This window comes from Leifsonia sp. GW821-FHT13C05, assembly GCF_058806515.1.
Window position 1 is genome coordinate 28,878 of record NZ_JBXAPT010000004.1, and the last position, 23,422, is coordinate 52,299.

General features: G+C 69.0%; 23 protein-coding genes and 1 tRNA gene. 15 read left to right on the forward strand and 9 right to left on the reverse strand.

Annotation, left to right across the window (positions count from 1 at the left end; all coding sequences use genetic code 11):
* Both AC1ROC_RS12350 and AC1ROC_RS12355 read right to left on the reverse strand, forming a co-directional pair.
* Positions 1-1,095: a calcium:cation antiporter gene (locus AC1ROC_RS12350; protein ID WP_085371024.1), complete on the reverse strand. Its 1,095-nt coding sequence runs from the start codon at positions 1,093-1,095 to the stop codon at positions 1-3.
* A 109-nt stretch (positions 1,096-1,204) separates the two neighbouring features.
* The gene (locus AC1ROC_RS12355) at positions 1,205-1,867 is read right to left on the reverse strand and encodes a fasciclin domain-containing protein (RefSeq protein ID WP_493000459.1); all 663 of its coding nucleotides are present in this window, start codon (positions 1,865-1,867) and stop codon (positions 1,205-1,207) included.
* A gap of 142 nt (positions 1,868-2,009) precedes the next feature.
* Here AC1ROC_RS12355 and AC1ROC_RS12360 point away from each other — a divergent pair, with 142 nt between their 5' ends.
* The 10 genes from AC1ROC_RS12360 (at position 2,010) to AC1ROC_RS12405 (ending at position 11,944) form a co-directional block, all read left to right on the forward strand.
* On the forward strand, positions 2,010-3,818 hold the full coding sequence (locus AC1ROC_RS12360; protein WP_493000461.1) for a cytochrome c biogenesis protein DipZ: 1,809 nt from the start codon (positions 2,010-2,012) through the stop codon (positions 3,816-3,818).
* Between the two features lie 15 nt (positions 3,819-3,833).
* Complete coding sequence (locus tag AC1ROC_RS12365) at positions 3,834-4,436, forward strand: DUF4232 domain-containing protein (RefSeq protein ID WP_168689966.1); 603 nt, start codon at positions 3,834-3,836, stop codon at positions 4,434-4,436.
* Between the two features lie 38 nt (positions 4,437-4,474).
* On the forward strand, positions 4,475-4,645 hold the full coding sequence (locus tag AC1ROC_RS12370) for a DUF3263 domain-containing protein (protein WP_143466040.1): 171 nt from the start codon (positions 4,475-4,477) through the stop codon (positions 4,643-4,645).
* A 95-nt stretch (positions 4,646-4,740) separates the two neighbouring features.
* Positions 4,741-5,319, forward strand: coding sequence for a Dps family protein (locus AC1ROC_RS12375; RefSeq protein ID WP_085371052.1), 579 nt, complete (start codon positions 4,741-4,743; stop codon positions 5,317-5,319).
* Positions 5,316-6,359, forward strand: coding sequence for an acyl-CoA dehydrogenase family protein (locus AC1ROC_RS12380; RefSeq protein ID WP_493000465.1), 1,044 nt, complete (start codon positions 5,316-5,318; stop codon positions 6,357-6,359). The genes AC1ROC_RS12375 and AC1ROC_RS12380 overlap by 4 nt, the downstream gene beginning before the upstream one ends.
* The gene (locus AC1ROC_RS12385) at positions 6,353-7,657 is read left to right on the forward strand and encodes a PIG-L family deacetylase (protein ID WP_493000467.1); all 1,305 of its coding nucleotides are present in this window, start codon (positions 6,353-6,355) and stop codon (positions 7,655-7,657) included. Before AC1ROC_RS12380 ends, AC1ROC_RS12385 begins: the two co-directional genes overlap by 7 nt.
* Complete coding sequence (locus AC1ROC_RS12390; protein WP_493000468.1) at positions 7,654-8,373, forward strand: glycosyltransferase family 2 protein; 720 nt, start codon at positions 7,654-7,656, stop codon at positions 8,371-8,373. Before AC1ROC_RS12385 ends, AC1ROC_RS12390 begins: the two co-directional genes overlap by 4 nt.
* A gap of 17 nt (positions 8,374-8,390) precedes the next feature.
* Complete coding sequence (locus AC1ROC_RS12395; protein ID WP_493000470.1) at positions 8,391-9,659, forward strand: chloride channel protein; 1,269 nt, start codon at positions 8,391-8,393, stop codon at positions 9,657-9,659.
* Positions 9,660-9,710: 51 nt separating this feature from the next.
* Positions 9,711-10,304: an RNA polymerase sigma factor gene (locus tag AC1ROC_RS12400; protein WP_493000472.1), complete on the forward strand. Its 594-nt coding sequence runs from the start codon at positions 9,711-9,713 to the stop codon at positions 10,302-10,304.
* Positions 10,301-11,944 carry an outer membrane protein assembly factor BamB family protein gene (locus AC1ROC_RS12405; RefSeq protein ID WP_493000474.1) on the forward strand — a complete coding sequence of 548 codons (1,644 nt, stop codon included), beginning with the start codon at positions 10,301-10,303 and terminating at the stop codon, positions 11,942-11,944. Before AC1ROC_RS12400 ends, AC1ROC_RS12405 begins: the two co-directional genes overlap by 4 nt.
* Positions 11,945-12,038: 94 nt before the next feature.
* On the opposite strand, the gene AC1ROC_RS12410 is transcribed toward AC1ROC_RS12405, so the two are convergent.
* Positions 12,039-12,111: transfer RNA gene (locus AC1ROC_RS12410), tRNA-Lys, on the reverse strand.
* A gap of 58 nt (positions 12,112-12,169) precedes the next feature.
* Between AC1ROC_RS12410 and AC1ROC_RS12415 the strand changes: the two genes are divergently transcribed.
* The 4 genes from AC1ROC_RS12415 to AC1ROC_RS12430 all read left to right on the forward strand — a co-directional run bounded on the left by AC1ROC_RS12415 (position 12,170) and on the right by AC1ROC_RS12430 (position 14,667).
* Positions 12,170-12,799 (forward strand): DNA-directed RNA polymerase subunit beta, encoded by a 630-nt coding sequence (locus AC1ROC_RS12415; RefSeq protein WP_085371451.1) that lies wholly within the window; start codon positions 12,170-12,172, stop codon positions 12,797-12,799.
* Positions 12,800-12,818: 19 nt separating this feature from the next.
* Positions 12,819-13,097, forward strand: coding sequence for a hypothetical protein (locus AC1ROC_RS12420; RefSeq protein ID WP_493000476.1), 279 nt, complete (start codon positions 12,819-12,821; stop codon positions 13,095-13,097).
* Positions 13,098-13,342: 245 nt separating this feature from the next.
* Positions 13,343-13,900, forward strand: a complete 558-nt coding sequence (gene sigK / locus AC1ROC_RS12425; RefSeq protein ID WP_493000478.1) for an ECF RNA polymerase sigma factor SigK — start codon at positions 13,343-13,345, stop codon at positions 13,898-13,900.
* The gene (locus AC1ROC_RS12430) at positions 13,900-14,667 is read left to right on the forward strand and encodes an anti-sigma factor (protein ID WP_493000480.1); all 768 of its coding nucleotides are present in this window, start codon (positions 13,900-13,902) and stop codon (positions 14,665-14,667) included. Before sigK ends, AC1ROC_RS12430 begins: the two co-directional genes overlap by 1 nt.
* Positions 14,668-14,771: 104 nt before the next feature.
* Here the strand turns inward: AC1ROC_RS12430 and pstB are convergent, their stop codons facing one another.
* From pstB to pstS, 4 genes are all read right to left on the reverse strand, one after another.
* Positions 14,772-15,551, reverse strand: coding sequence for a phosphate ABC transporter ATP-binding protein PstB (gene pstB, locus AC1ROC_RS12435; RefSeq protein ID WP_085371117.1), 780 nt, complete (start codon positions 15,549-15,551; stop codon positions 14,772-14,774).
* Positions 15,552-15,579: 28 nt separating this feature from the next.
* On the reverse strand, positions 15,580-16,674 hold the full coding sequence (gene pstA / locus AC1ROC_RS12440) for a phosphate ABC transporter permease PstA (protein WP_085371116.1): 1,095 nt from the start codon (positions 16,672-16,674) through the stop codon (positions 15,580-15,582).
* A complete protein-coding gene (gene pstC, locus AC1ROC_RS12445) occupies positions 16,674-17,621 on the reverse strand; it encodes a phosphate ABC transporter permease subunit PstC (RefSeq protein ID WP_085371115.1) in 948 nt (315 codons plus the stop codon). The genes pstA and pstC overlap by 1 nt, the downstream gene beginning before the upstream one ends.
* A 109-nt stretch (positions 17,622-17,730) precedes the next feature.
* The gene (gene pstS, locus AC1ROC_RS12450) at positions 17,731-18,825 is read right to left on the reverse strand and encodes a phosphate ABC transporter substrate-binding protein PstS (RefSeq protein WP_085371114.1); all 1,095 of its coding nucleotides are present in this window, start codon (positions 18,823-18,825) and stop codon (positions 17,731-17,733) included.
* Between the two features lie 283 nt (positions 18,826-19,108).
* Between pstS and AC1ROC_RS12455 the strand changes: the two genes are divergently transcribed.
* A complete protein-coding gene (locus AC1ROC_RS12455) occupies positions 19,109-20,134 on the forward strand; it encodes an LCP family protein (RefSeq protein WP_493000484.1) in 1,026 nt (341 codons plus the stop codon).
* An 88-nt stretch (positions 20,135-20,222) separates the two neighbouring features.
* Here AC1ROC_RS12455 and AC1ROC_RS12460 read toward each other — a convergent pair whose 3' ends face one another.
* Entirely contained in the window at positions 20,223-21,158 is a 936-nt protein-coding gene (locus AC1ROC_RS12460; RefSeq protein ID WP_085371112.1) for an NUDIX hydrolase, read from the reverse strand.
* Entirely contained in the window at positions 21,155-23,353 is a 2,199-nt protein-coding gene (locus AC1ROC_RS12465) for an RNA degradosome polyphosphate kinase (RefSeq protein WP_085371111.1), read from the reverse strand. Before AC1ROC_RS12465 ends, AC1ROC_RS12460 begins: the two co-directional genes overlap by 4 nt.
* Positions 23,354-23,422 lie beyond the last annotated feature (69 nt).

Genomic DNA, 23,422 nt, shown 5'->3' on the forward strand with positions numbered 1-23,422 from the left:
TCATGGCGCGATGGAGAGGAAGATGAACGCCGCGAACAGCACCAGGTGGATACCGCCCTGCAGCCGCACCGCGCGCCCGGGCATGATCGTCAGGATGCTCACCCCGACCGTCAGGGCGAGCAACACGATCTGGCTGGCGCCGAGCCCGAGATGCAGTGGTCCGGTGAGCCAGATGGATGCGACGGCGATCGACGGGATGGTCAGACCGATGCTGGCGATGGCCGAGCCGAGCGCCAGGTTCATGCTGGTCTGCATCCGGTTGCGTGTCGCAGCCTTCGCGGCGGCGATGCCCTCGGGGAGCAGCACGAGCAGGGCGATGACGACGCCCACGAACGACTGCGGGAGGCCGACGGCTTCGACGCCGCGCTCGATCGACGGCGATTCCAGCTTGGCGAGACCCACCACCGCGACCAGCGCGAGGAACAGCAGCCCGAGGCTGATCATCGCGGTCCGGGTGGACGGTCGCTCGGCGTGGGTGTCCTCGTCGAGCGGTTTGCCTTTGGCGGTCACCGGGAGGAAGTAGTCGCGGTGCGCGACCGTCTGGGTGAAGACGAACATCGCGTACACGACCACGGACGCGATCGCAGCGAAGACGAGCTGGCTGGGCGAGAACTGCGGGCCCGGCGTCTCGGTGAAGGTGGGGAGCACCATCGTCAGCGTCGCGAGCGTGACCACCGTGGCAAGGGCGGCCCCGCTGCCCTGGGCGTTGAATTTGCTGCTGGTGTTCCTGGTGGAGCTGAGCAGCAGCGACAGGCCGACGATGCCGTTCATGGTGATCATCACCGCCGAGAACACCGTGTCCCTGGCCAACGTGGATGCGTCCTTGCCGCTCGACATCAGCGTCACGATCAGCCCGACCTCGATCACCGTGACGGCGACGGCGAGCACCAGGGAACCGAACGGCTCACCGACTTTGTGCGCCACGACCTCGGCGTGCTGCACGGCCGCGAGCACCGTCGCGGCGAGCACGAGGGCGACCAGCGTGACCAGCACAGGGCCGAGCTCGGCGTTCCAGCAGAGGACGAGCAGGATCACCCCGAGGATCGGTACGACGACCGGCCAGAACCGGATGATCCACGTGGTGAAGCCTTTCATGCCTCCCATCATGACAGCCGACCCGCGCCCAGCCCGCCGCGACGACGAAAAGAGCGGCCCGCCGGATGAACCGGTGGGCCGCTCTCGATGCTGCCGGCGACGGAGGGGATCAGTTGGCCGGCGGCATCAGCACGGTGTCGATGAGGTACACCGTGGCGTTGGCGGTGTGGACTCCACCGCAGATGACCTTGGCCCCGTTGACCATGATGTTGTCTCCGCTGCCGGTGACGGTGACGTCGCCGCCCTCGACGGTCTTGTGGGTGCCGTCGATCTTGTCAGGGGCGATCTGGCCGGGCACGACGTGGTAGGTCAGGATCTTCTTGAGCGTGTCGGCGCCTGCCGGCGTCTTCAGCGTGTCGATGGTGGCGGCGTCGATCTTCTTGAACGCGTCGTCGACCGGTGCGAACACGGTGAACTCGCTGCCGTTGAGGGTGTCGACCAGGTTCACATCCGGGTTGAGCTTGCCGGACACCGAGGCGACCAGGGTGGTGAGCAGCGGGTTGTTGCTTGCCGCGACCGCCACCGGGTCCTGCGCCATGCCGGTGACCGAGCCTGCGCCGGACGGGACGGCCTTGGCGTATGCCGCGCATCCGCTGCCGACGAGGTCGGCTGCCGGGTCCATCGCCGTCGCGCTGGGCGACTCCGAGGTCATCGACGACGACGAGCTGGACGAGCCGGAGCCCGAGCTTCCGGAGGAACACGCCGAGAGACCGAGGGCGGCCACTGCGGCGAGTCCGAGGGCGGCGATCATGTGACGCTTCTGAACTCGCATGGGAACTACTCCTTCTATGTGGGCTGTGGTGAGCCGCAGCAGCGGCTTCGAAGGGGGTTCGGGGCGCGCACGGAATCGGATTGCGGATTCTTCGGATCTCTTCCGGATCAATCCGTGGGGCCCTCCGTTCCGAACGCCAGGCATGTACCTCACCCTCGCTCTCATCGGCTTCCTCGGCGGCCTCATCACCGGCATCTCGCCATGCATCCTGCCGGTCCTGCCCGTGATCTTCTTCTCCGGCGGCGCGCAGAGTGCGCGCCAGAAGACGGAGGAGACGGAGAAGACCCAGACCGCGCAGACCGGATCTTCGTCCGGCACGGCGCAGGCCGTGCTCACCGAGGAGAAGGTGAAGGTGAAGGAGAAGGTGCAGACCGTCTCCCGCTGGCGGCCGTACCAGGTCATCCTCGGCCTCGTCGTCAGCTTCAGTGTCTTCACGCTGGCAGGGTCGCTCATCCTGGCCCTGCTGCACCTGCCCCAGGATGTGCTGCGGTACGCGGGCATCGTCGTGCTGGTGCTGATCGGCGTCGGCCTGATCGTGCCGAAGTTCGAGGAGTACCTGGAGAAGCCGTTCTCCTGGATCCCGCAGCGCAACGTGGGCACCGAGCGTGGCGGCTTCGTCCTCGGCATCGCCCTCGGCGCTGTCTACGTGCCGTGCGCCGGCCCCGTGCTCGCCGCCATCACGGTGGCAGGATCGACGGGCCGGATCGGGCCGGAGACCATCGTCCTCACCCTCACGTTCGCCATCGGCGCCGCCATCCCGCTGCTCATCTTCGCGCTCGCCGGCCGCAGGGTCGCCGAGCGGGTGAAGTCGTTCAGGAAGCACCAGAAGGGCATCCGGCTCACCGGTGGCGTCCTGATGCTGGCGCTCGCCGTCGGACTGCTGTTCAACCTTCCCCAGGCGCTGCAGCGGCTCATCCCCGACTACACCAGCGCCCTGCAGGACCAGTTCTCGAACTCCGACCAGGTGTCGCAGGCGCTCAACCTCGGCGGCATCGTCAACGATCAGAACAAGAACCTCTCCAAGTGCACGAACAACTCCGACCAGCTGCAGAGCTGCGGCATCGCGCCGGACATCACGGGCATCCAGCAGTGGTTCAACACCCCGGGCGACAAGCCGATCGCGCTCTCGCAGCTGAAGGGCAAGGTCGTGCTCGTCGACTTCTGGGCGTACTCCTGCATCAACTGCCAGCGCAGCGTGCCTCACGTGGTGGCGTGGGACAAGGCGTACCGGGATGCGGGACTCGAGGTCATCGGCATCCACTCGCCCGAGTACGCGTTCGAGAAGGTGCCCGCCAACGTCGAGTCCGGCGCGAAGAGCTTCGGCATCACGTACCCGGTGGCCATCGACAACAACCTGAGCACCTGGACCAACTACCGCAACCGCTACTGGCCGGCCCACTACCTGATCGACGCGAAGGGCGTGGTGCGCAACGTGCAGTTCGGCGAGGGCAACTACGCCTCCACCGAGAAGCTCATCCGCCAGCTGCTCCAGGATGCGAAGCCCGGCGAGACCCTGCCGGCGGCCACCGAGCTGAAGGACACCACGCCGGTCGCGGGAAGCACGACGCCGGAGACCTACCTCGGCACCACCAAGGTCGTGAACTTCGGCGGAGACGAGAAGTACTCGTCCGGCACCCCGTCGTTCTCGTTCCCGGCGAAGCAGCGCTCCAACTCGTTCGCCCTCGACGGCGCGTGGTCGCTGAACACCCAGTTCGTCGAGCCGACGGGTCAGGATGCGCGCATCCGGCTGAACTACAAGGCCTCCGAGGTGCGCATGGTCCTCTCCGGCAGCGGAACGGTCAGTTACACGGCGGACGGCGTCACCAAGACCATCCACGTCAGCGGCACTCCGGACTCGTATCGGCTGCTGAAATCGGCGACGGCGAAATCCGGAAATGTGATCGTGACCATCCCGAAAGGTGTTTCGGCATACTCGTTCACCTTCGGATGATGATCAGATAGGGGCATGACTTCTTCCAGGATCGTCACAGCCTCCCTGATCGTCGCCGGCGTCGCGCTCGCGCTGACCGCATGCTCGGCCTCCACGCCGAGCGGGTCGCCGAGTTCGACGCCGGCGTCGTCGTCCACCACGTCGTCCTCGTCGCCGCGGCCGAGCGCATCCAGCACCACCGTCCCGGTGGACGGCCAGTGCGACACGGCGAAGCTGACCGGCTCGATCGGACAGGGCGGCGGGGGAGCGGCGGGCAGCGTCGAGGTGACGCTGGTGCTGACGAACACCGGCACGACGGCGTGCGCGCTGCAGGGCTGGCCGGGGGTCTCCTTCGTCGGGGACGGCAACGGCACCCAGCTCGGCAAGGCGGCGGACTTCGACAGGTCCACGCCGCATCCGACGGTCAACCTGGCTCCCGGCGGCACGGCGACGGCGCCGCTGAAGATCGCGCAGGCGCTCAACTACTCGACCTCCGACTGCCAGCCGAAGCCGGCCGACGGCTTCCGCGTCTACCCGCCCGGATCGAAGGAGTCGCTGTTCATCAAGGACGCCGACGTCACCGCGTGCACGTCCGACACGATCTCGCTGCTGACGGTCGGGGCGCTCGTTCAGGGCTGAGCATCCCGGATGTCGGTGGTCCCCTGCACACTGGGGACATGCCGACGCCGCGCGAGAGACTCCTGCTCCTGTTCGAAGCCGAGCATCCGGAGACGGCGGATCGCTCGGCGAAAGACGAGGCGATCCGCCGCACCTTCGGCATCGACCCCGCGCAGTACCGCGCGCTCGTGGCCGAGCTGCTGCGCGACGCCCATCGGGACGCCGCCTGAGCAGAGCATCCACGTTCCGTCAAGGCGGTTCACGGATGTCGTCGATGCGCCTACCGTTCGTGTTCCAGCCAATCGACACGAGAGATGGGATGCTCATGGCTAAGACCACGACCACGACCAGCGCGAAGACCACCACCAGGACGGCGGGATCCCGGGCGCCGGGCAGCGCCTCCGCCGGTGCGCACACCACTCGGCGGGAGCACGCGGAGAAGGGGTTCGTCGCGTCGCCCGAGCTCGTCGCCGACCTCCAGCGCGTCCACGTCGACCTGATCGAACTGCACCTGCAGGGCAAGCAGGCGCACTGGAACGTCGTCGGCAAGAACTTCCGCGACCTGCACCTGCAGCTCGACGAGATCATCGAAGCGGCTCGCGAGTTCAGCGACGAGGTCGCCGAACGCCTGCGCGCTCTGCACGCCACCCCGGACGGCCGCAGCGCCATCGTCGCCAAGACGACCAGCCTGCCCGAGTTCCCGAACGGCGAGGTCGACACGGCGGAGACCGTCGACCTGATCACCGAGCGGCTCGAAGCCACCGTCGCGACGATGCGCGAGGTGCACGACGAGGTGGACGAGGCCGACCCGACCTCCGCCGACCTGCTGCACGCGATCATCGCGGCACTGGAGCAGTACGCGTGGATGGTGAGCGCGGAGAACCGCACCCCCGCCACGCGGTGAGGCCCGCGCAACAGAGCTACCTCGAGGCGGCCGCATCCTGCTCGGGCAGGGTGGGGCCGTTGCTCGCTGCGCTGGAGGGCGCTGGGGGAGCTGCTGATGAACTCGCGACGTTCCCCGGCGAGGGCAGGACGGCCGAGCGGTTCGCGTTCCTGCAGCGGGTGGCCGCCGAGGACGTGACCGCCGCCCGCGTGCTCGAACCGCACCTGGATGCGCTCGCGATCCTGCACGAGGCCGGTATGGATGCTCCGCGTCCCGGCTCGACGTTCGGGGTGTTCGCGGCGGAGACGCCGGGGTCCGTGCTGCGTGCTATGCCTGCCCCGCGCGCTGGAACGGCCGCTGCCGGGGACGGCGGCACGGACGCCTGGGTGCTCGACGGCGTGAAGCCCTGGTGCTCGCTGGGCGCCCGGCTGACGGATGCGCTGGTGACAGCCACCACGGAGGGCGGCGACCGGCGCATGTTCCTGGTCTCGCTCCGTCAGCCGGGCGTGACGGCGGAGGACACCGCGTGGGTCGCCCGCGGCCTCGCCGAGGTGCAGAGCGGTCCGCTGCGCTTCGACGGCGCCACCGCCCGTCCCGTCGGCGGGCCTGGCTGGTATCTCGACCGCCCAGGATTCCGCTGGGGCGCGATTGGCGTCGCCGCCGCCTGGTGGGGCGGCTGCCTGCCGTTCGCGGACGCGCTGATCGCGAAGGCGAAGCGTGCCGGCGCGAACCAGCTGGCCGCATCCCGTGCCGGACGGGTGTACCGGATGCTCGACGCCGCCCGCGCGCACCTCGCGTCCGCCGCGGCCGTCATCGACAGCCAAGAACCCAGCAACGACGATGCGGCCGCCATCGCCCACGCCGTGCGGGGCACGGTCGCCGATGCCGTCGTCGAGACCCTCGCCGCCGTGCGCGACGTGCTCGGCCCGGCAGCGCTCGCCTTCGACGAGTCGCTGGCCCGCCGCTACGCCGACCTCGACCTGTACGTGTCCCAGTACCATCGCGGACCGGACGACGTCTCCCTGGCCGCGCACCTGCCGGACGGCGGCCCCCGATGGTAGCGTTCGACGCCCTCCGCACCGTGACGCCCGCCGCCGAATGGGAGGCGCGCCCGGAGTGGTCAGAGGCCGAGACGATGGATGCGCAGGCCCTGGATGTGCTGGACGAGCTGGTGGTGTTCTCCGCGCATCCCGATGACGAGACCATCGCCGTCGGCGGGCTGCTGGCGCTCGCCGCAGAGAGGGGGATCCCGGTGCGGGTGATCGTCGCGACCGGTGCGCCCGGAAACGACGAGTCCGGCCAGGACGACCACAGGGCCGACGAACTCCGCGCCGCCCTCGACCGCCTGGGAGTGGATGCGCGCCCGCAGTTCCTCGGCCTGCCGGACGGCGCGCTCAAGCACCACGCAGACCGGCTGCACGCGGAGGTCGAGCGCGCGATCGACGCGCCCAGCGCATCCACCGGCCGTCGCTGGCTGCTCGCCCCCTGGCCGGGCGACCGCCACGGCGACCACCGCACGCTCGGCAGGGAGCTGCGCGATGCCGCGGCGCAGACCGGAGACGTCGTCTTCTTCTACCCGGTCTGGCTCTGGCAGTGGGGAGTACCGGCAGACATGCCGTGGGATCGCGTCGTCGGCCTCCCGCTCGACGACCGCAGCCGCGCGCGCAAGTCGACCGCGCTCGACGCCTTCGCCTCCCAGCACCACACGCCCGAGAACGAGGACGGCGTGCTCACGGCCGAATTCCTCGCCCGCGCCACGGAGGGCCGCGAGATCCTCATCCGGCCCGAGCGCCACGGCTCCGACGACCTGGCCGCGCATTTCGAGGCGCTGCACCGCGAGAGCGACGACCCGTGGTCGGTGCGCTCCCGCTGGTACGAGCGGAGGAAGAGGGCGGTGACCGTCGCGAGCCTGCCACGGGAGCGGTACGGCAGCATCCTGGAGCTCGGCGCGTCGGTCGGCGCCCTGACCGGGGAGCTGGCCGACCGCGCCGACGCGGTGCTCGCCGTCGACGGTTCCGCTGCGGCGGTCGAGACGGCCCGCAGCCGCCTGGCCGGACGCGCGGGCGTCACCGTCGCCCGCATGCGCGTGCCCGGGCAGTGGCCGGACGGCGCCTTCGACCTCGTGGTCGTCTCCGAGCTCGCCTACTACCTCGCCGACGACGAGTGGCGTGCACTGACCGCCAGGATCGTCGGCTCCCTGGCACCGGGCTGCGAGGTGCTGCTCTGCCACTGGCTGGGCTCGGCCGACGACTTCGCGCAGAGCGGCGAGCAGGCGCACGCGACGTTCCGCGCAGAGTCCGGGCTCAGCGCGACCGTCGTGCACCGGGATGCGTCATTCCTTCTGGAGGTGTTCTCGTGACCGCCGCCATCCAGCGCGCCACTATCGAGCGCGTGGTCGTGGTCGTCCCTGCCAGAGACGAGGCGGAGACCCTGGCGGCCTGCCTCGACTCGATCATCCGGTCGGGCCGCGCTCTCGAACGGCACGGGATGCGCGCGCCCGTCATCGTGCTCGTCCTCGACTCCTGCACAGACGGGTCGGCCGGGATCGCGGCGGGGTTCCCGTCGGTGGTCGTGGCCGAGACGAACGCGGGAAGCGTCGGCCGCAGCCGGGCGCTCGGTGCGGCCATTGGCCTCGAAGAGGCGGGCGCCGACCCCGCGGCCGTCTGGATCGCGACCACGGACGCCGACGGCTCGGTGCCCGAGGAGTGGCTGGCGCAGCACCTCGACTGCGCGCTGGCGGGCGCCGACGCGTTCGTCGGCGCCGTCGTTCCCCCGCTCGACGACTTGGACCCGCTCCGCCGTCACGCCTGGCTGTCGAAGCACCATCCCGGTGCGACGCTCGGCCACGTGCACGGCGCGAACCTCGGCGTGCGGGCAGACGTGTACCTCGCGGTCGGCGGCTTCGCCCCCGTCGCCCTCGACGAGGACGTCGCCCTGGTCGAACGCCTCCGGGCACGGGATGCGCGCATCGCGGAGACGGAACTGCATCCGGTCACCACCTCGGCCAGGCTCACCGGCAGGGTCGACGGCGGGTACGCCGGATATCTGCGCGGGCTGATCGACGAGGCGGGCTGACCCAGTAGCGTTGGAGCGTGCGCATCGCCCTGCCCAGCACCCCGAGGTGGATCATCCGCCTGGTGGTCGTGACCGCTCTGGTCGGCATCGGAGCCGGGATCGGCGGCGGACTCGTTTACCTCGCGCTGCACGCGATCCAGCACCTCGCCTTCGGGTACTCGGAGGGGACGTTCATCGACGGCCTGCTGCAGGCGCCGCCGGTCAACCGGGTGGTGGCGCTGGCCGTGGCCGGTGTGCTCGGCGGGGTCGGCTGGTGGGCGCTCCGCCGCTGGGGACGCCTCCGGCCGAAGCACGCGATCGTCTCGGTGGAGTCCGCGGTCGGCGGGCGCAGGATGCCGTGGTTCGTCACCATCGCGAACGCCGGCCTGCAGGTCGTGATCGTGGGCCTCGGCGCATCCATCGGCCGTGAGGTCGCCCCGCGCGAGCTGGGGGCGCTGGCCGCCGACTGGCTGAGCGAGAGGGCTGGGGTGAGCGCTCGGGAGCGCCGGATCCTGGTCGCCTGCGGAGCGGGTGCCGGCTTGGCCGCCGTGTACAACGTGCCGTTCGGCGGCGCGGTGTTCGCCGTGGAGATCCTGCTGGCGGAGATCAGTTTCGCGACCGTGCTGCCCGCCCTGGCGTCGTCGGCCATCGCGACACTGGTCGCCCGCCTCGTCGTCCCCGCCAACCCGCTCTACCCGATCGAGCAGTTCCCGCTGTCCCCGTCGGTGGTGGTTTGGGCGGTGCTCGCCGGTCCGGTGATCGGCCTCGCGGCGATCGGCTTCGTGCGCCTGATGCAGTACGCGCAGGCCATCCGCCCGAAATCCTGGGGCATCCTGATCGTGATGCCGCTCGTGTTCACGGCGGTCGGCGTCGTCTCGCTCTGGTTCCCCGCGATCCTCGGGAACGGCCGCTCGCTCGGCCAGCTGGCGATGACCGCCTCCCTCCCCGTGCTGCTGATCCTGGCGATCACCCTGCTGAAGGTGTTCGCGACGGCGGGCACCATCGGCGCCGGAGCTGCGGGAGGCACGCTCACCCCGTCTCTGGCGGTCGGGGCGGGTCTCGGCCTCACCATCGGCGCCGCCTGGAATCTCGTCTGGCCCGGCGGTGCCCCCATCGCTGTGTTCGCCCTGGTCGGAGCCGCCGCCTTCCTCGCGGTGACTATGCGTGCCCCGCTCACCGCCCTGCTCCTGGTGATGGAGTTCACCGCCCAGGGACCGGACATGTTCGCCCCCGTCATGCTCTGCGTGGCCGGTGCGGTGGCGGTCGGCTATCTGTTCGAGCGGGGCCGCGTCACCGGAGTGGCGTGACGCGGTTAGAACGGGATGGAACCGTTCGGGCGCGACCGGACAGTAGAGGGTATGAGCACGGATGATTTCGACGAGGCGGCGTCCTGGTCGGCAGCGCGCGGAGGGGACAGCGCCGCGTTCGCGGCGTTGTTCGACCGGCACCGCGACCGCGTCTACGGCCACGCCCTGAGACTCCTCGGGCAGCGGCACGACGCCGAGGACGTGACAGCGGTGGTCTTCCTCGAGGCCTGGCGCAAACGGGATGCGGTGCGCGTCGTCGACGGGTCGATCATCGGCTGGCTGCTGGTGACCACCACGTACACGGTCCGCAACCACACCCGCAGCCTGCGCCGTTACCGGTCCGCGCTCGGCAAGCTCCCCGCTCCGCGTCCGCAGGACGACCACGCCGCCCACGTGCTTGACGCGCTCGACGGCTTCGAGCGCGACAGGAAGGTGCGGGACGCCTTCGCCAAGCTCAGCAGGCAGGACCAGGACGTGATCACGCTCTGCGTCCTGGAAGAACTGACCACCTCACAGGCCGCGCAAGCGCTCGGCGTGCCGGACGGAACCGTGAAGTCGCGGCTGTCCAGGGCACGAAGGCGCCTCGCAGAGCTCGCATCCCCTCTCGCCGACGATCGACCCCTGTTCGAAGGAGGTGCCCGATGAGCGCCACAGAGTTCACCCAGGAACGCAGCGACGCCATCCGGAGGCTGCTGATCGACACGGTCGATGCGGAGCCCCGTCGCCGCCGCCGCTTCCAGATCCTGGTCACCTCGGTCCTCGCGTCTGCCGCCGTCGTCCTCGCAGGAGGCACGGCCGCGCTGGCTCTGACCGGCGTGATCCGGTTCGACGCCCCGCCGCCACCTCCGCCCGTGCCGAGCGTGACGGGGACGCCGACCCCGACGCCAACGCCGACCCCGACGCCCACGAAGGGCCCGAGGGCGATCCACGTGCAGTCGACCCCCATCCAGCCGACGGATGTGCGCACCCCGCCCGCCCGCCCGTCGTGGAGCATCGACCTGCCCGGTGACACCAGCACCTGCCAGTACACCTACGTCTACGACATCGCCGACGGTCTCGCCCTCTTCGTCGTGGATGCGAACCACGCCACGGATGCGAAGGCCGGCTGCGAGCTCGAGCACGGCAACGCTGCACTCGCGATGGTCGACACCGTCGACGGTTCCGTGCGCTGGACGAGGGAGTGGAACTGGGAAGGAAACGAGGGCATTGGGACCTTCCTCTCCATCCTCGGCACCTCCAACAGGGCGCTGTTCACCGACGAGAGCGGGGGCGGCGGTCCCCGCGACATCATCGATCTGGCGACCGGTGAGACCGTGGCGACGCTCCCGACCGATTTCGGCTCGTATCCGAACTGGCAGCTGACTCCGGTCGGGGACGACAGCGGCGACATGATCTGGACGAAGCCGACCCCGGATGCGTCCGGTGAGGCGACGAGCTACACGATCGAGCGCGTGGACCCGCGGGACCTCACGCATCCACGGTGGTCGACACCGCTGCAGGCCACGAAGGCGTCCCTCCACGTCCCGAACGTCGCGGCTTCCGGCCTGGTGCCGCTCGAGTACCTGGCCACCGGGCAGGTGAACGGCTGGCAGTCGGCACTGCTCGACATCGGCACGGGTGCGCTCGGCCATCAGGCCGCCAGCGCCGCCCACCTCCCGATGGGCGACGTGATCGTCGAATACCGCGACCAGGTCGACGGCATCCCGACGACCATCGCCGGCCTCGACCAGACCACGGGCGACACGCTCTGGACGATGCCGTTCCCGCGGGGCGCCTCGATCTCGGAGGCGAGGACCACGGCCAGCCGCCCGGGCTGGTTAGACGGCATCGACGCAGGAGCCCCTTCTGGCGATCTGGTCCTCACCACCCCGTCGACCCTCACCCGCATCGACAGCAGAACCGGCGCGGTCGAACTGACGGCCGACATCGCTCACTGCGGCATCAGCCAGTGGTTCTGGAGCAACGGAAGCCGCGACGTCGTCGCCGACCAGGAGCGCAACTCCCTGATCGTGATCAGCGGAGCGAACGACACCTGCTCCATCGACCGCGACACGGGATCCCCGACCCCCGTCGCAGACAAGGACTCGGCCCACTGGCCGCTCTACGGCCCAGAGGTCACGTACCTGAACAGCGCCACCGTCATCGCTCCGGGCACCGGGGGCGCATACGACCGCCGAACGGGCGAAGAACTTTGGACGACCCCGACGGCCCAGGGCGAGAACTGGTTCTTCGCCGGAGGCATCCTGGTGCGCCAGGTGGGGCACCACGTGGAGTCGGTCGGGTGACGGCGGTTCGCCGATGATCGGCCCAGCAGCGCCCGCCTCACAGTGAAGCGCCCGACCCATCGGGAATCGGGCGGCGGCAGTGAGAAAGTAACGGTGGGCCCGGTGGGGCTCGAACCCACGACCCGCGGATTAAAAGTCCGATGCTCTGCCAACTGAGCTACAGGCCCTACCCTTCTAATCTAGCGTGGTTTCCCGACCGCTCGTGCCGGGCGGAGAATGGTGTGCATGAGCGACCATTTCCACAAGCCGACCACGTTTCCGAGCGGGATGTTCGAGGCGTTCATGGGTGGGGAGGACCCGGCGCAGATCAGCAGGGTCGCGCACGAGACCGCCAACGCCCTGCTCGCCAGGGTGCGTTCGAACCCTGATCCCGAGGTCGTGGACCGGCTGGTCGCGTTCACCGACGAGCACGGCATCGACGCCGTCGCCGAGTTGTGGTCGCGGTCGAGCGCCAAGAGTCTGCCGGGCGCGTTGTGGCGCATCTATCTTCTTCGGTTGCTGATCCGGCAGGACGCGGCGGGCACCGCCCTGCTGTATCAGCGCGGGACCGAGGTTGTCCCGTCCATCGATCCTGTCGTCGCCGGTGCGTCGTCGCCGGCCGGGCCCGCCGAGGTCACCGAGCTGGCCGACCGCATCCTGCGCGGGTTGTTCGAGGGGGATTTCGCCGTCGCGCTCGATCGGGCCGCCGCGTTCTGCCGGGTCACGGCTGCCGGGTGCGTGTCTGTCGCCGACGATCAGGAGAACACGGCGCCGGAGCGGTCCAGCGAGCTGACGACCCGTGCGCTGCGGTTCTCGCGCACGGCGGAGGAGCTCACCTCGTGCGCCAAGCTGTGGCGGCACGAGTCGCTCGAGTAGACGGCGGTACTCTCAGCGCATGGACGACAGCAAGAACAGCGACAAGAGCACCACGAGCAACACCACCCCCAAGCAGCCGTGGTGGGTCGTCGGCCGCGTCCTCCCGGCGGCGATCGCGCTCACGGTGTTCTTCGCCGCCGCCTTCGCCCTCTCCTTCGCCAGGCTGCTGCGCACCGACCTGCCGGATGCGAACCCTCTGCTGACCTGGGGTGGCATCGTCCTCGGGGTCATCGGGTTCGCCCTCGGCGTCGCCAGCATTGTCTTCCACCTGCGCCGCAGGCGCGGCGGCCGCGATTAGTCAACCGGCGGCGGCGCATCCGGCGTTCTCGGCCCGCGAACGCCACGCCGCAGCATCGGCACCGCGGCTCGGGTAAACTCGTTTAGCCGGGCCGCAGTAACCCCGGGCTCCAAAATTAGCCGCTCCGAGCGGCCTCGCGCCGAGAGGCGTTCTGCGGCCCGGTTTTTCGCGCCCTGCGGAGCGTTCGGTCCGGATCGCCGTCCGACCTGCGATGCTTGTCAGTGCGCCGAGAGACAGGAGACGCCGTGGACGATGAGGTGCCCGTCTCCTTCGACGACCTCCTCGCCCGCACCGCGGCCGGTGATCAGAGCGCGTTCTCCGTGCTCTACGACCACACCGCATCCCGAGTGCTCAGCCTGGTGCGGCGCGTGCTCGTCGACCCGTCCCAGTCGGAGGAGGTCACCCAGGAGGTTTTCCTCGAGGTCTGGCAATCCGCTTCGCGGTTCGATCCGAATAAGGGTCGAGCGTTGACGTGGATCATGACGATGGCCCACCGGCGCGCCATCGACCGGGTCCGTGCCGCACAGGCGTCGCGGGACCGGGATGTGGCTGTGGGCATACGCGACCTGCCGACCGCGTACGACCAGGTGGCCGAGACCGTGGAGGTTCGCGTGGAGCACGAGAGGGTGGAGGTTGCGATGGCTGCGCTGTCCGATACCCAACGCGAAGCTGTGCGGTTGGCGTACTACGGCGGCCTCAGCCAGAGCGAGATCGCGGCCGAGCTCGGCATCCCGCTCGGCACAGCGAAAACTCGGCTGCGCGATGCGATGATACGGCTACGAAACGAACTGGGGGTGACCTGATGACCGACGAGGAACGTCGCTCTCCGTCGCGCCTCGGCTATGACCTGGGCGCTGAGACTCCGGAGGAGGCCCGCCAGTTCGAAGAGGTGGCGGCCGAGCTCGGCCTCGCCGCCGACCCCGTCACCCCTCCAGCCTCGCTGAAGGCCGACCTCTTCGCCAAGCTCGCGAGCACCCCGCAGCTTCCCCCGGTGGATGCGCAGGCGCCCGAGCCCGCTCCTGTCGCCGCCGTGCAGCCCGCCCCGGCCACCACGTCTGCAGCCACCCCCGCCCCGCAGACCCCCGCAGAGACCAAGGCCCGCTCCCGCTGGTTCACCCGCCCGATCACCATCGCGGCGGCCGCGGCGGCCGCCGTCGTGCTCTTCCTCGGCGGCACCTTCCTCGGCAGCTCGCTGGCCGGCAACAACTCGTTCCAGCAGCAGCAGGCGTCAGCGCTCGCCCAGATCAACGCGGCCCCGGATGCGCAGCGGGCCACGGCGGACGTGTCCGGCGGAGGAACGGCCACCCTCGTCTGGTCGGGCAAGCTCGGCAAGTCGGCGCTGGTCGCGAACGACCTTCCAGCCCTTCCCAGCGACAAGACGTACGAACTCTGGTACATCCGCGGCGGTGAGGCCACCCCGGCCGGCACCATGAAGCCCGCGGACACCGGCTCCACCTGGCGCGTGCTCACCGGCACGATGCAGGCGGGGGACACCGTCGGCGTCACGGTCGAGCCGCGCGGCGGTTCCGACCAGCCGACCACGAGCCCCATCGTCGCCATCAGCTCTTAACGCGATCGACTCCGAAGCTGTTCACGCGCCACGCCGGGTGGCACCGTGAATAACGTCGGAGTCGAATGCGTCGCGGCCTGGGCGATGCAGCCGATCCAGCCGGATCAGCCGAAGCGGCCGGAGACGTAGTCCTCTGTCGCCTGCACGCTCGGGTTCGAGAAGATCATGTTGGTGTCGTTGTATTCGATCAGCTTGCCCGGCTTGCCGGTGCCCGCGATGTTGAAGAACGCGGTGCGGTCGGAGACGCGCGACGCCTGTTGCATGTTGTGGGTCACGATGACGATCGTGTAGTCGTTCTTCAGCTCTTCGATCAGGTCCTCGATGGCGAGGGTCGAGATCGGGTCGAGCGCGGAGCACGGCTCGTCCATCAGCAGCACGTCGGGGGAGACCGCGATGGCGCGGGCGATGCAGAGACGCTGCTGCTGGCCGCCGGAAAGGCCGGAGCCCGGCAGGTTGAGACGGTCCTTGACCTCGTTCCAGAGGTTCGCTCCGCGCAGCGAGCTCTCGACCAGTTCGTCGGCCTCCGGCTTCGCCATCCGGCGGTTATTGAGCTTCACGCCGGCCAGCACGTTCTCGCGGATCGACATGGTCGGGAACGGGTTCGGCCGCTGGAACACCATGCCTACCTGGCGGCGCACCAGCACGGGGTCGACGCCGGGGCCGTAGAGGTTGTTGCCGTCGATGGCCACCTCGCCCTCGACGTACGCGCCGGGGATCACCTCGTGCATCCGGTTGAGGGTGCGGAGGAACGTGGATTTGCCGCAGCCGGACGGGCCGATGAATGCGGTGACGGTGCGGGGCTCGATGGTGAGCGAGACACCCTCGACCGCCTTGAAGTTGCCGTAGAAGACGTTGAGGTCGTTGACTTCGATGCGCTTGGACACAGGTTTCCTTGGGTTCGGGTGGACGCGGTCAGCGACCGTACTTGGGGGCGAAGACTTTGGCGATGATGCGGCCGATCAGGTTGAGCAGCATCACGATGATGATCAGGGTGAGGGCTCCGGCCCACGCCCGCTCGACGGAGGCGTCGGCGTGCAGCCCGGCCGCCTGCGTGTACTGCGTGTACACGAAGACAGGGAGCGTCATCATCCTGTCGGAGAAGAGGTCGTAGTTCATGCTCGTGGTGAAGCCGGCCACGATGAGCAGCGGAGCGGTCTCGCCGATGACGCGGGCGATGGCGAGCATGATGCCTGTGGAGAGACCGGCGAGCGAGGTCGGCAGCACGATCTTGAGGACGGTCAGCCACTTCGGGACACCGAGCGCGTACGACGCCTCCCGCAGCTCGTTGGGCACCAGGCGCAGGATCTCCTCGCTGGACCGCACGACCACCGGGATCATCAGCACCGACAGGGCGATGGACCCCATGAAGCCGCTGCGCACGCCCGGCCCGAAGAACAGGGCGAACAGCGCGTACGCGAACAGACCGGCGACGATCGACGGGATGCCCGTCATCACGTCGACGAAGAAGGTGATGCCGCGGGCGAGCATCCCGCGGCCGTACTCGACGAGGTAGATGGAGGTGAGGAGTCCGATCGGCACCGAGATGACCGCGGCCATTAGCGTGACGAGCAGCGTGCCGACGATGGCGTGCAGCGCACCGCCGCCCACGCCGATCACGTTGCGCATCGACTCGGAGAAGAACTGGATGTCGAACCGCGCGAGGCCGGAGCTGATCACGGTCCACATCAGCGAGATGAGGGGGAGCAGCGCGATGATGAACGCGGTGGCGACGAGCGACGTGACGAGCCGGTCGGTCGCCTTGCGGACGCCCTCGACCAGCAGCGACGTCGTGTAGATCACGACGTCGAACAGCACGGTTCCGAAGAAGATCGCGCCGACGATGTTGAAGCCCTTGGTCGCGCCGCTCGCGGCGAGGATCGCGAAGATCGCGATGAAGACGACCCAGGAGCCGACCAGCATCATCCACGCCGAGCCGCGCGGCAGCTTCCCGGCGGTGAGCGAGTTGGCCATCGGCCTGGTCAGGGGAGCGGAGGTGGTGGCGGTCATCAGTTCGCTCCAGAGAAGGCCTTGCGGCGGCTGACGATGTAGCGGGCGAGCATGTTGATCAGGAGGGTGACGACGAACAGCACCAGACCGGATGCGATCAGTGCGTTGGTCGAGAGCCCGGTCGCCTCGGGGAACTGCAGGGCGATGTTGGCGGCGATCGTGTTCGGACTCTGCGCCTGCAGCACTGCGAACTTCACGATCAGGGCGGGGGACAGCACCATCGCGATGGCGAGCGTCTCGCCGAGGGCGCGGCCGAGGCCGAGCATGATCGCCGAGATGATGCCGGAGCGCGCGAACGGGAGAACGGCCATCTTGACCATCTCCCAGCGGGTCGCGCCGAGCGCGAGCGCCGCCTCCTCGTGCAGGCGGGGGGTCTGCAGGAAGATCTCGCGGCAGATCGCGGTCATGATCGGGATGACCATGACGGCGAGGACGATCGCCGCGGTGAGGATGGTGCGGCCGGTGCCGGAGACGGGCGGTGCGAAGAGCGGGAACCAGCCCAGGTTGTCGCCGAGCCAGAGGTAGAACGGCTGGACGAACGGCGCGAGCGTCGCGATGCCCCAGAGGCCGAAGACCACCGAGGGGACGGCGGCGAGCAGGTCGATGATGTATCCGAGCGTCTGCGCGACACGGCGGGGCGCGTAGTGCGAGATGAAGAGCGCGATGCCGATGGAGAGCGGCGTGGCGATGAGCAGCGCGATGATCGCGGCCCAGATGGTGCCGAACACGAGCGGCCACACCCACGACCAGAAGTTGGTGGCGTTGTTGGGCAGCTCGCCGGTCTTCGCGAACAGAGCGGGGATGCTCTGCACGATCAGGAAGAGCGCGACAGCCGCGAGCACCGCGAGGATGAGCGAGCCGGCGACGATGGTGCTGGTGGAGAAAACGCGGTCGCCGAGGCGGGTCTTCGCCTTCGGCCTGATGGCGCCTACGGTTCCGGCGGTCATTCCTGCCATTCTTTCGTCACGGCCCAGCTTGTCATCTGGCTCTCACTTTCGGGTGGTGAGGATGCGCCACTCGGCCTGGGCGCGACGCCCAGGCCGAGTGGCACTGTCATTACTTGATGGTGGCGACGGCCTTGCTCACCTTGGAGGCGAGGTCGGACGACAGCGGGGCGGAGCCGGCCTGCTCAGCGGCGGCCTTCTGAGCGTCGCTGCTGACGATGTAGTCGACGTAGCCCTTCACGAGGTCGGCCTTGGCGGAGTCCTTGTACTCCTGGCAGGCGATCACGTAGGAGACGAGCACCAGCGGCCATGCGCCCTTGGTGGTGTCCTTGCGGTCGATCTGGATGGCCAGGTCGTTGGTCTCGCGGCCCGAGGCGATCGGGGAGGCGGCGACGACTGCAGCCGCGCCGTCCGCGCTGATCTTCTCGAAGTTGTCGCCCACTTTGAGCTGCGCGATGCTGAGGCCGGCCGAACCGGACTCGTCGATGTAGGTGATCGAGTTCTTCGCGTTCTTCGTGGCGTCAGCGACACCGGAGGTGCCCTTGGCCGCGTCGCCCACCTGGAACGGGAAGGTCTGCGCTGCCGGCTTCGTCCACACCTCGGGAGCGTTCGCCGCGAGGTAGTCGGTGAAGTTCTGGGTGGTGCCCGAGTCGTCGGAGCGGTGCACGACGGTGATCGGTGCCGACGGGAGCGTCGCGCCCGAGTTCAGCGCCTTGATCTTGGCGTCGTCCCAGGTGGTGATCGCACCGGAGAAGATGCCGGCGATGGTCGCGGCGTCCAGCTTCAGGTCCTTGAGGCCGTCGACGTTGTACGCGATGGCGATCGGGGAGATGTAGACGGGGAGGTCGATGCCCTTGGAGCCCGCTGCGCACCCGGCGAAGGTGCCGGCGAGCTCGGTGTCCTTGAGGGCGGCGTCCGAGCCGGCGAAGTCTGCAGCACCGGAGATGAAGCTGGTGCGGCCCGCGCCGGAACCCTGCGGGTCGTAGTTGATGGTGACCTTGGGGTTGGCGGTCTGGAAGCCGGCAGCCCACACGGTCTGGGCGGCGCCCTGGGCGGACGAGCCGATGCCGTTGAGGGTGCCGGAGAGGTTCGACGGCTTCGCCGTCGTCGTCGCCGGGGTGCTGCCCTCGTTCGACGCGCAGGCGGTCAGTGAGATGGCGACGGCGGCCAGGATGGCCAGAGGAGCGCCAACACGCTTGAGATTCACAGTTGTCCCTTCCGGGGAATCAGTAACAACAGGACGGGGCCGGTGCGACCCGCCAGCGACGCTATTCCCGGTGTCTGTCCAGAGTCCCCCGCAGCGGTAAACGGGAGGTTAACGAGGGGTGTGCTCTTGGGGGCGTCTGGCGCCGATTCCGGACGGACGTCGCCGGCCCCGAAGGACAGGTAATGAATTTCACACCTTAGACGTTTAGTCTTTGTTGTGAGATGTTGCGCTCGCTCCTGTGGTGCCCTTCGCCAACGACCGCCCATCTCGGAAGGAACACCTCATGGGCAGACGCTCGGCTTCACCGCGGCCGCGGAGGCGAAGGCGCAGGCTTTCGCGCGGCGCCAAGATCGCACTCTGGATGGGCGGGGGCTTCGTCGGCCTGCTCGGCGCGCTCGCCGTCGCGGTCCTCATCTTCGCGCTGAGCCTGTCCAGCGCGATCAGCTCCAACATCACCACGCTGTCGTCCTCCGAGGCGTTCCCGAAGGAGGAGACGCGGCCGGCGCCGTCGGAGAACGGCAGCCGCACCATCCTGCTGCTCGGCTCGGACGCGCGCGGGGCGGTGTCGGCCGTGGCCGATCAGGATCCGGACAACCAGCGCTCCGACGTGATGATGGTCGTGCGCATCGACGCCGACCGGAAGAACGTCGAAGTGATGTCGGTGCTGAGGGACAGCTGGATCGAGATCCCCGGTCATGGCAGGGCGAAGGCCAACGCCGCGTATTCGTGGGGTGGCGCTCCGCTCGCCGTCGCGACCGTCGAGAACCTGCTGGGCGTGCGGATCGACCACGTGGCCCTGATCGGCTTCGACGGGTTCGCCGACATGACGAATGCGCTCGGCGGCATCACCGTCGACAACGCCGTGCCGTTCACCAGGGACGGCTTCGACTACGTCGCGGGAGCCAACAGGCTGACCGGAGCGCAGGCGCTCGAGTTCGTGCGCGAGCGATACTCGTTCACCGACGGGGACTACCAGCGGGCGCGCAACCAGCAGGAGTTCCTCCGCGCCATCGCCACCCAGGCGATCAGCGCGAACACGCTCTCCAACCCGGAGCGGATCTTCTCGTTCACGACGGCCGTGACCAAACACCTCGCTGTGGACGAGTCGTTCACCACGCAGGCCATGTTCGAGCTCGGCGTGAGCCTCCGTGACGTGCGCCCGGCGAACATCCACTTCTTCACCCTGCCGACGGTGGGCACGGGGATGGAGGGCGACCAGTCTGTCGTCTACCTGGACGAGGGCGCGCTGCCGGCCATCCGGGATGCGCTCCGCACCGACACCCTCGACGAGTACGTCGCAGGGCACTGAGAGCGCTGAGAGCGCTGGGCGCTGAGGGCACCGACGGCGCCGCGCCGCCTGCCCGGCCGGCGCCGTCAGGCGTCGACGTACGCGCCCGTCACGCGACGGGCGCGTACGTCTCGATCGAGATGATCCCGGACGCCGGATTGCTCGCGGACAGGTGCACGATCGAGAACCCGCCGGTGTCGAGGTCTGCGGCGTCGTTGAGGTAGGCACCCGGCATGGTGCCGGTGGCGAGGGCGATCTCGCGCATGATCTCGGGCAGCACGGGTCCGTGGCTGCAGAGCACGGCGGTCTTCCTGGAGCGCACGCGCTTGCCGATGACGCCGCGCACCTCGCCGCGGCCCTCCTCGTACGCATCCTGGCTGATCCCCGGCTCGTGCCGCGGCTTCACCCCGGTCGCCGCCGCCAGCGGAGCGACCGTCCCGACGCAGCGAACGGCGTCGCTCGTGATGATGCGCTTGGGCCGCCAAGCCGTGATGGTCGGCACGTCGGAGCAGGCCTGCTTGACCCCGCGGTCGGTGAGCGGGCGGGAGGCATCCGGGCCGTCCCAGTCTCCGCGCGGCGCAGCCTTGCCGTGGCGGAGCGCGATGAGCGCGAACGTGGAGGTCACGCCCTGCCGCACCAGCTTCTCGAACGCGTCGAGGATCTCGACGTCGCGCTCGTAGGTGAGGTAGCCGCGCGCCTTCTTCAGCGTCACCCACTCGATCGCGGCGATCTCCGCGTTGGGGACGAACGTCGACTGGGCGATGGCCTTGTCGCCGACCTCAGCCGCCCAGAAGTGCACGATCTTCTCGCGCCCGCTCGAGATCGGGTACGTCGAGACGCCGAGGGGGACGCCGAGCGCGACCTGCAGTCCCGTCTCCTCGTGGATCTCGCGCACGGCGGTCTGCGGCAGCGTCTCGCCCGGGTCGACCTTGCCCTTGGGGATGGTGACATCGCCGTACTTCGTGCGGTGGACGACGAGCACCACGATCTTCTCGTCCACGACGCGCCAGCAGAGGGCGCCCGCGGCGTAGATGGCCGCGCTCACCGCCTCGAACCCGTGCGGGTGGAGCGCGGGCGATGGCTGATCTGCTGCATGAGCTTATTCTGCAGGTCGTCGAGCGGCTGGCCGTTGTCGTCGAGGTGGTGGCGGGTCCAGGTGCCGTTCTCGTCGAGCGCCCACGCGGAGGTGCGCTCGTCGAAGGCGCGGTCGAAGAGCGCATCCAGTTCGGCGAGGTGGGCGGGCTCGGTGAGGCGCACGAGCGCTTCGACGCGGCGGTCGAGGTTGCGGTGCATCATGTCGGCGCTTCCGATGTAGACCTGCGGGTCTCCGTCGTTCACGAACGAGAAGATGCGCGAGTGCTCCAGGTAGCGACCGAGGATCGACCGCACCCGGATGTTCGACGACAGCCCCTTCTGACCGGGCCGGAGCCCGCAGATGCCGCGCACCCACAGGTCGACGGGCACGCCGGCCTCGCTCGCGCGGTAGAGCGCGTCGATGATGGCCTCGTCGACGATGGAGTTGAGCTTGATCCTGATGCCGGACGGTTTGCCGGCCGCAGCGTTCGCCGTCTCGATCTGGATGCGCTTCAGCAGCCCCTTGCGCAGGTGCAGCGGGGCGACGAGGAGTCGCTTGAATTTCTTCTCGATCGCGTAGCCGGACAGCTCGTTGAACAGGCGGGTGAGGTCTTTGCCCACCTGGTCGTCTGCGGTGAGCAGGCCGAGGTCTTCGTAGATGCGCGATGTCTTGGGGTTGTAGTTGCCCGTTCCGATGTGGCTGTAGTGCTTGAGCACGCCCTTCTCCTCACGGATGACGAGCGCGAGCTTGCAGTGCGTCTTGAGCCCGACGAGACCGTAGACGACGTGCACGCCGGCCTTCTCGAGCTTGCGTGCCCAGGAGATGTTGTTCTGCTCGTCGAAGCGCGCCTTGATCTCCACCAGGGCGAGCACCTGCTTGCCGGACTCCGCCGCGTCGATGAGCGCCTCGACGATCGGGCTGTCTCCCGACGTGCGGTAGAGCGTCTGCTTGATGGCGAGCACGTGAGGGTCGGCCGCCGCCTGTTCGAGGAACGCCTGCACACTCGTCGCGAACGACTCGTACGGGTGGTGCAGCAGGATGTCCTGGCGGCCGACGGCGGCGAACACATCCGGTTTGGCGTTCGGCTCGCTCGGCATCAGCTGAGCCGCCGTGGTCGGCACGTGGTTGGGGTAGTGCAGGTCTGGCCGGTCGATCTTCGCCAGCACGAACAGGCCGCCGAGGTCGAGCGGCGACGGGAGGCGGTAGACCTCCTGCTCGGTCACGTCGAGCTCGCGCACCAGCAGGCCGAGGGTCACCGGATCCATGTCCTCGGTGACCTCGAGCCGGATCGGCGGTCCGAAGCGGCGGCGCAGCAGCTCGCGCTCCAGCGCCTGGATGAGGTTCTCCGTCTCGTCTTCGTCGACCTCGACGTCTTCGTTGCGTGTGACGCGGAAGACGTGGTGGTCGAGGATCTCCATGCCGGGGAACAGATCGCCCAGGTGGTTGGCGATCAGGTCTTCGAGCGCGATGAAGCGCATCTGGTCGACGGTCTCGCGCTGGTCGATGCGCACGAACCGGGGGAGCATCTGGGGCACCTTGAGGCGCGCGAACTGCTCCTTGCCCGTTCGCGAGTTGCGCACCCGGATCGAGAGGTTGAGCGACAGCCCGGAGATGTACGGGAAGGGGTGGGCGGGGTCGACGGCGAGCGGCATGAGCACGGGGAAGATCTGCTGCGAGAAGATCTCCCGCATCTGCGCCCTGTCCGCTTCGTCGAGCTCATCCCACTTCGCGACCGTGATGCCGGCCTCTTCGAGCGCGGGGAGCACCTGGTCGCGGTAGACGGCGGCGTGCCTGGACTGCAGTTCGTGCGCCTTCTCGGAGATGTCGGCGAGCACATCCACCGGCGCGCGGCCGACGTTGGTGGGGACGGCGAGGCCGGTCGCGATGCGGCGCTTGAGGCCGGCGACGCGCACCATGAAGAACTCGTCGAGGTTGGTCGCGAAGATGGCGAGGAAGTTCGCCCGTTCGAGCACAGGCAGCGTGGGGTCTTCCGCGAGTTCGAGCACGCGCTGGTTGAACGCGAGCCAGCTCAGCTCCCTGTCGAGGTACCTGTCGTCCGGCAGATCGGGGTCCGGTTCGTAGACGAACGGCGCGAAGTCGTCGTCGAAGTCGCTGCCGAAGCTTCCGCTCAAGCCGTTGTCCAGAAGGATGTTGTCGCCGTCCATCACAACATCATTGCACCGTGCGCCCGGCCGTGGCACCGCGCCAGGTTAACTGTGGATAAATGGAGGCTG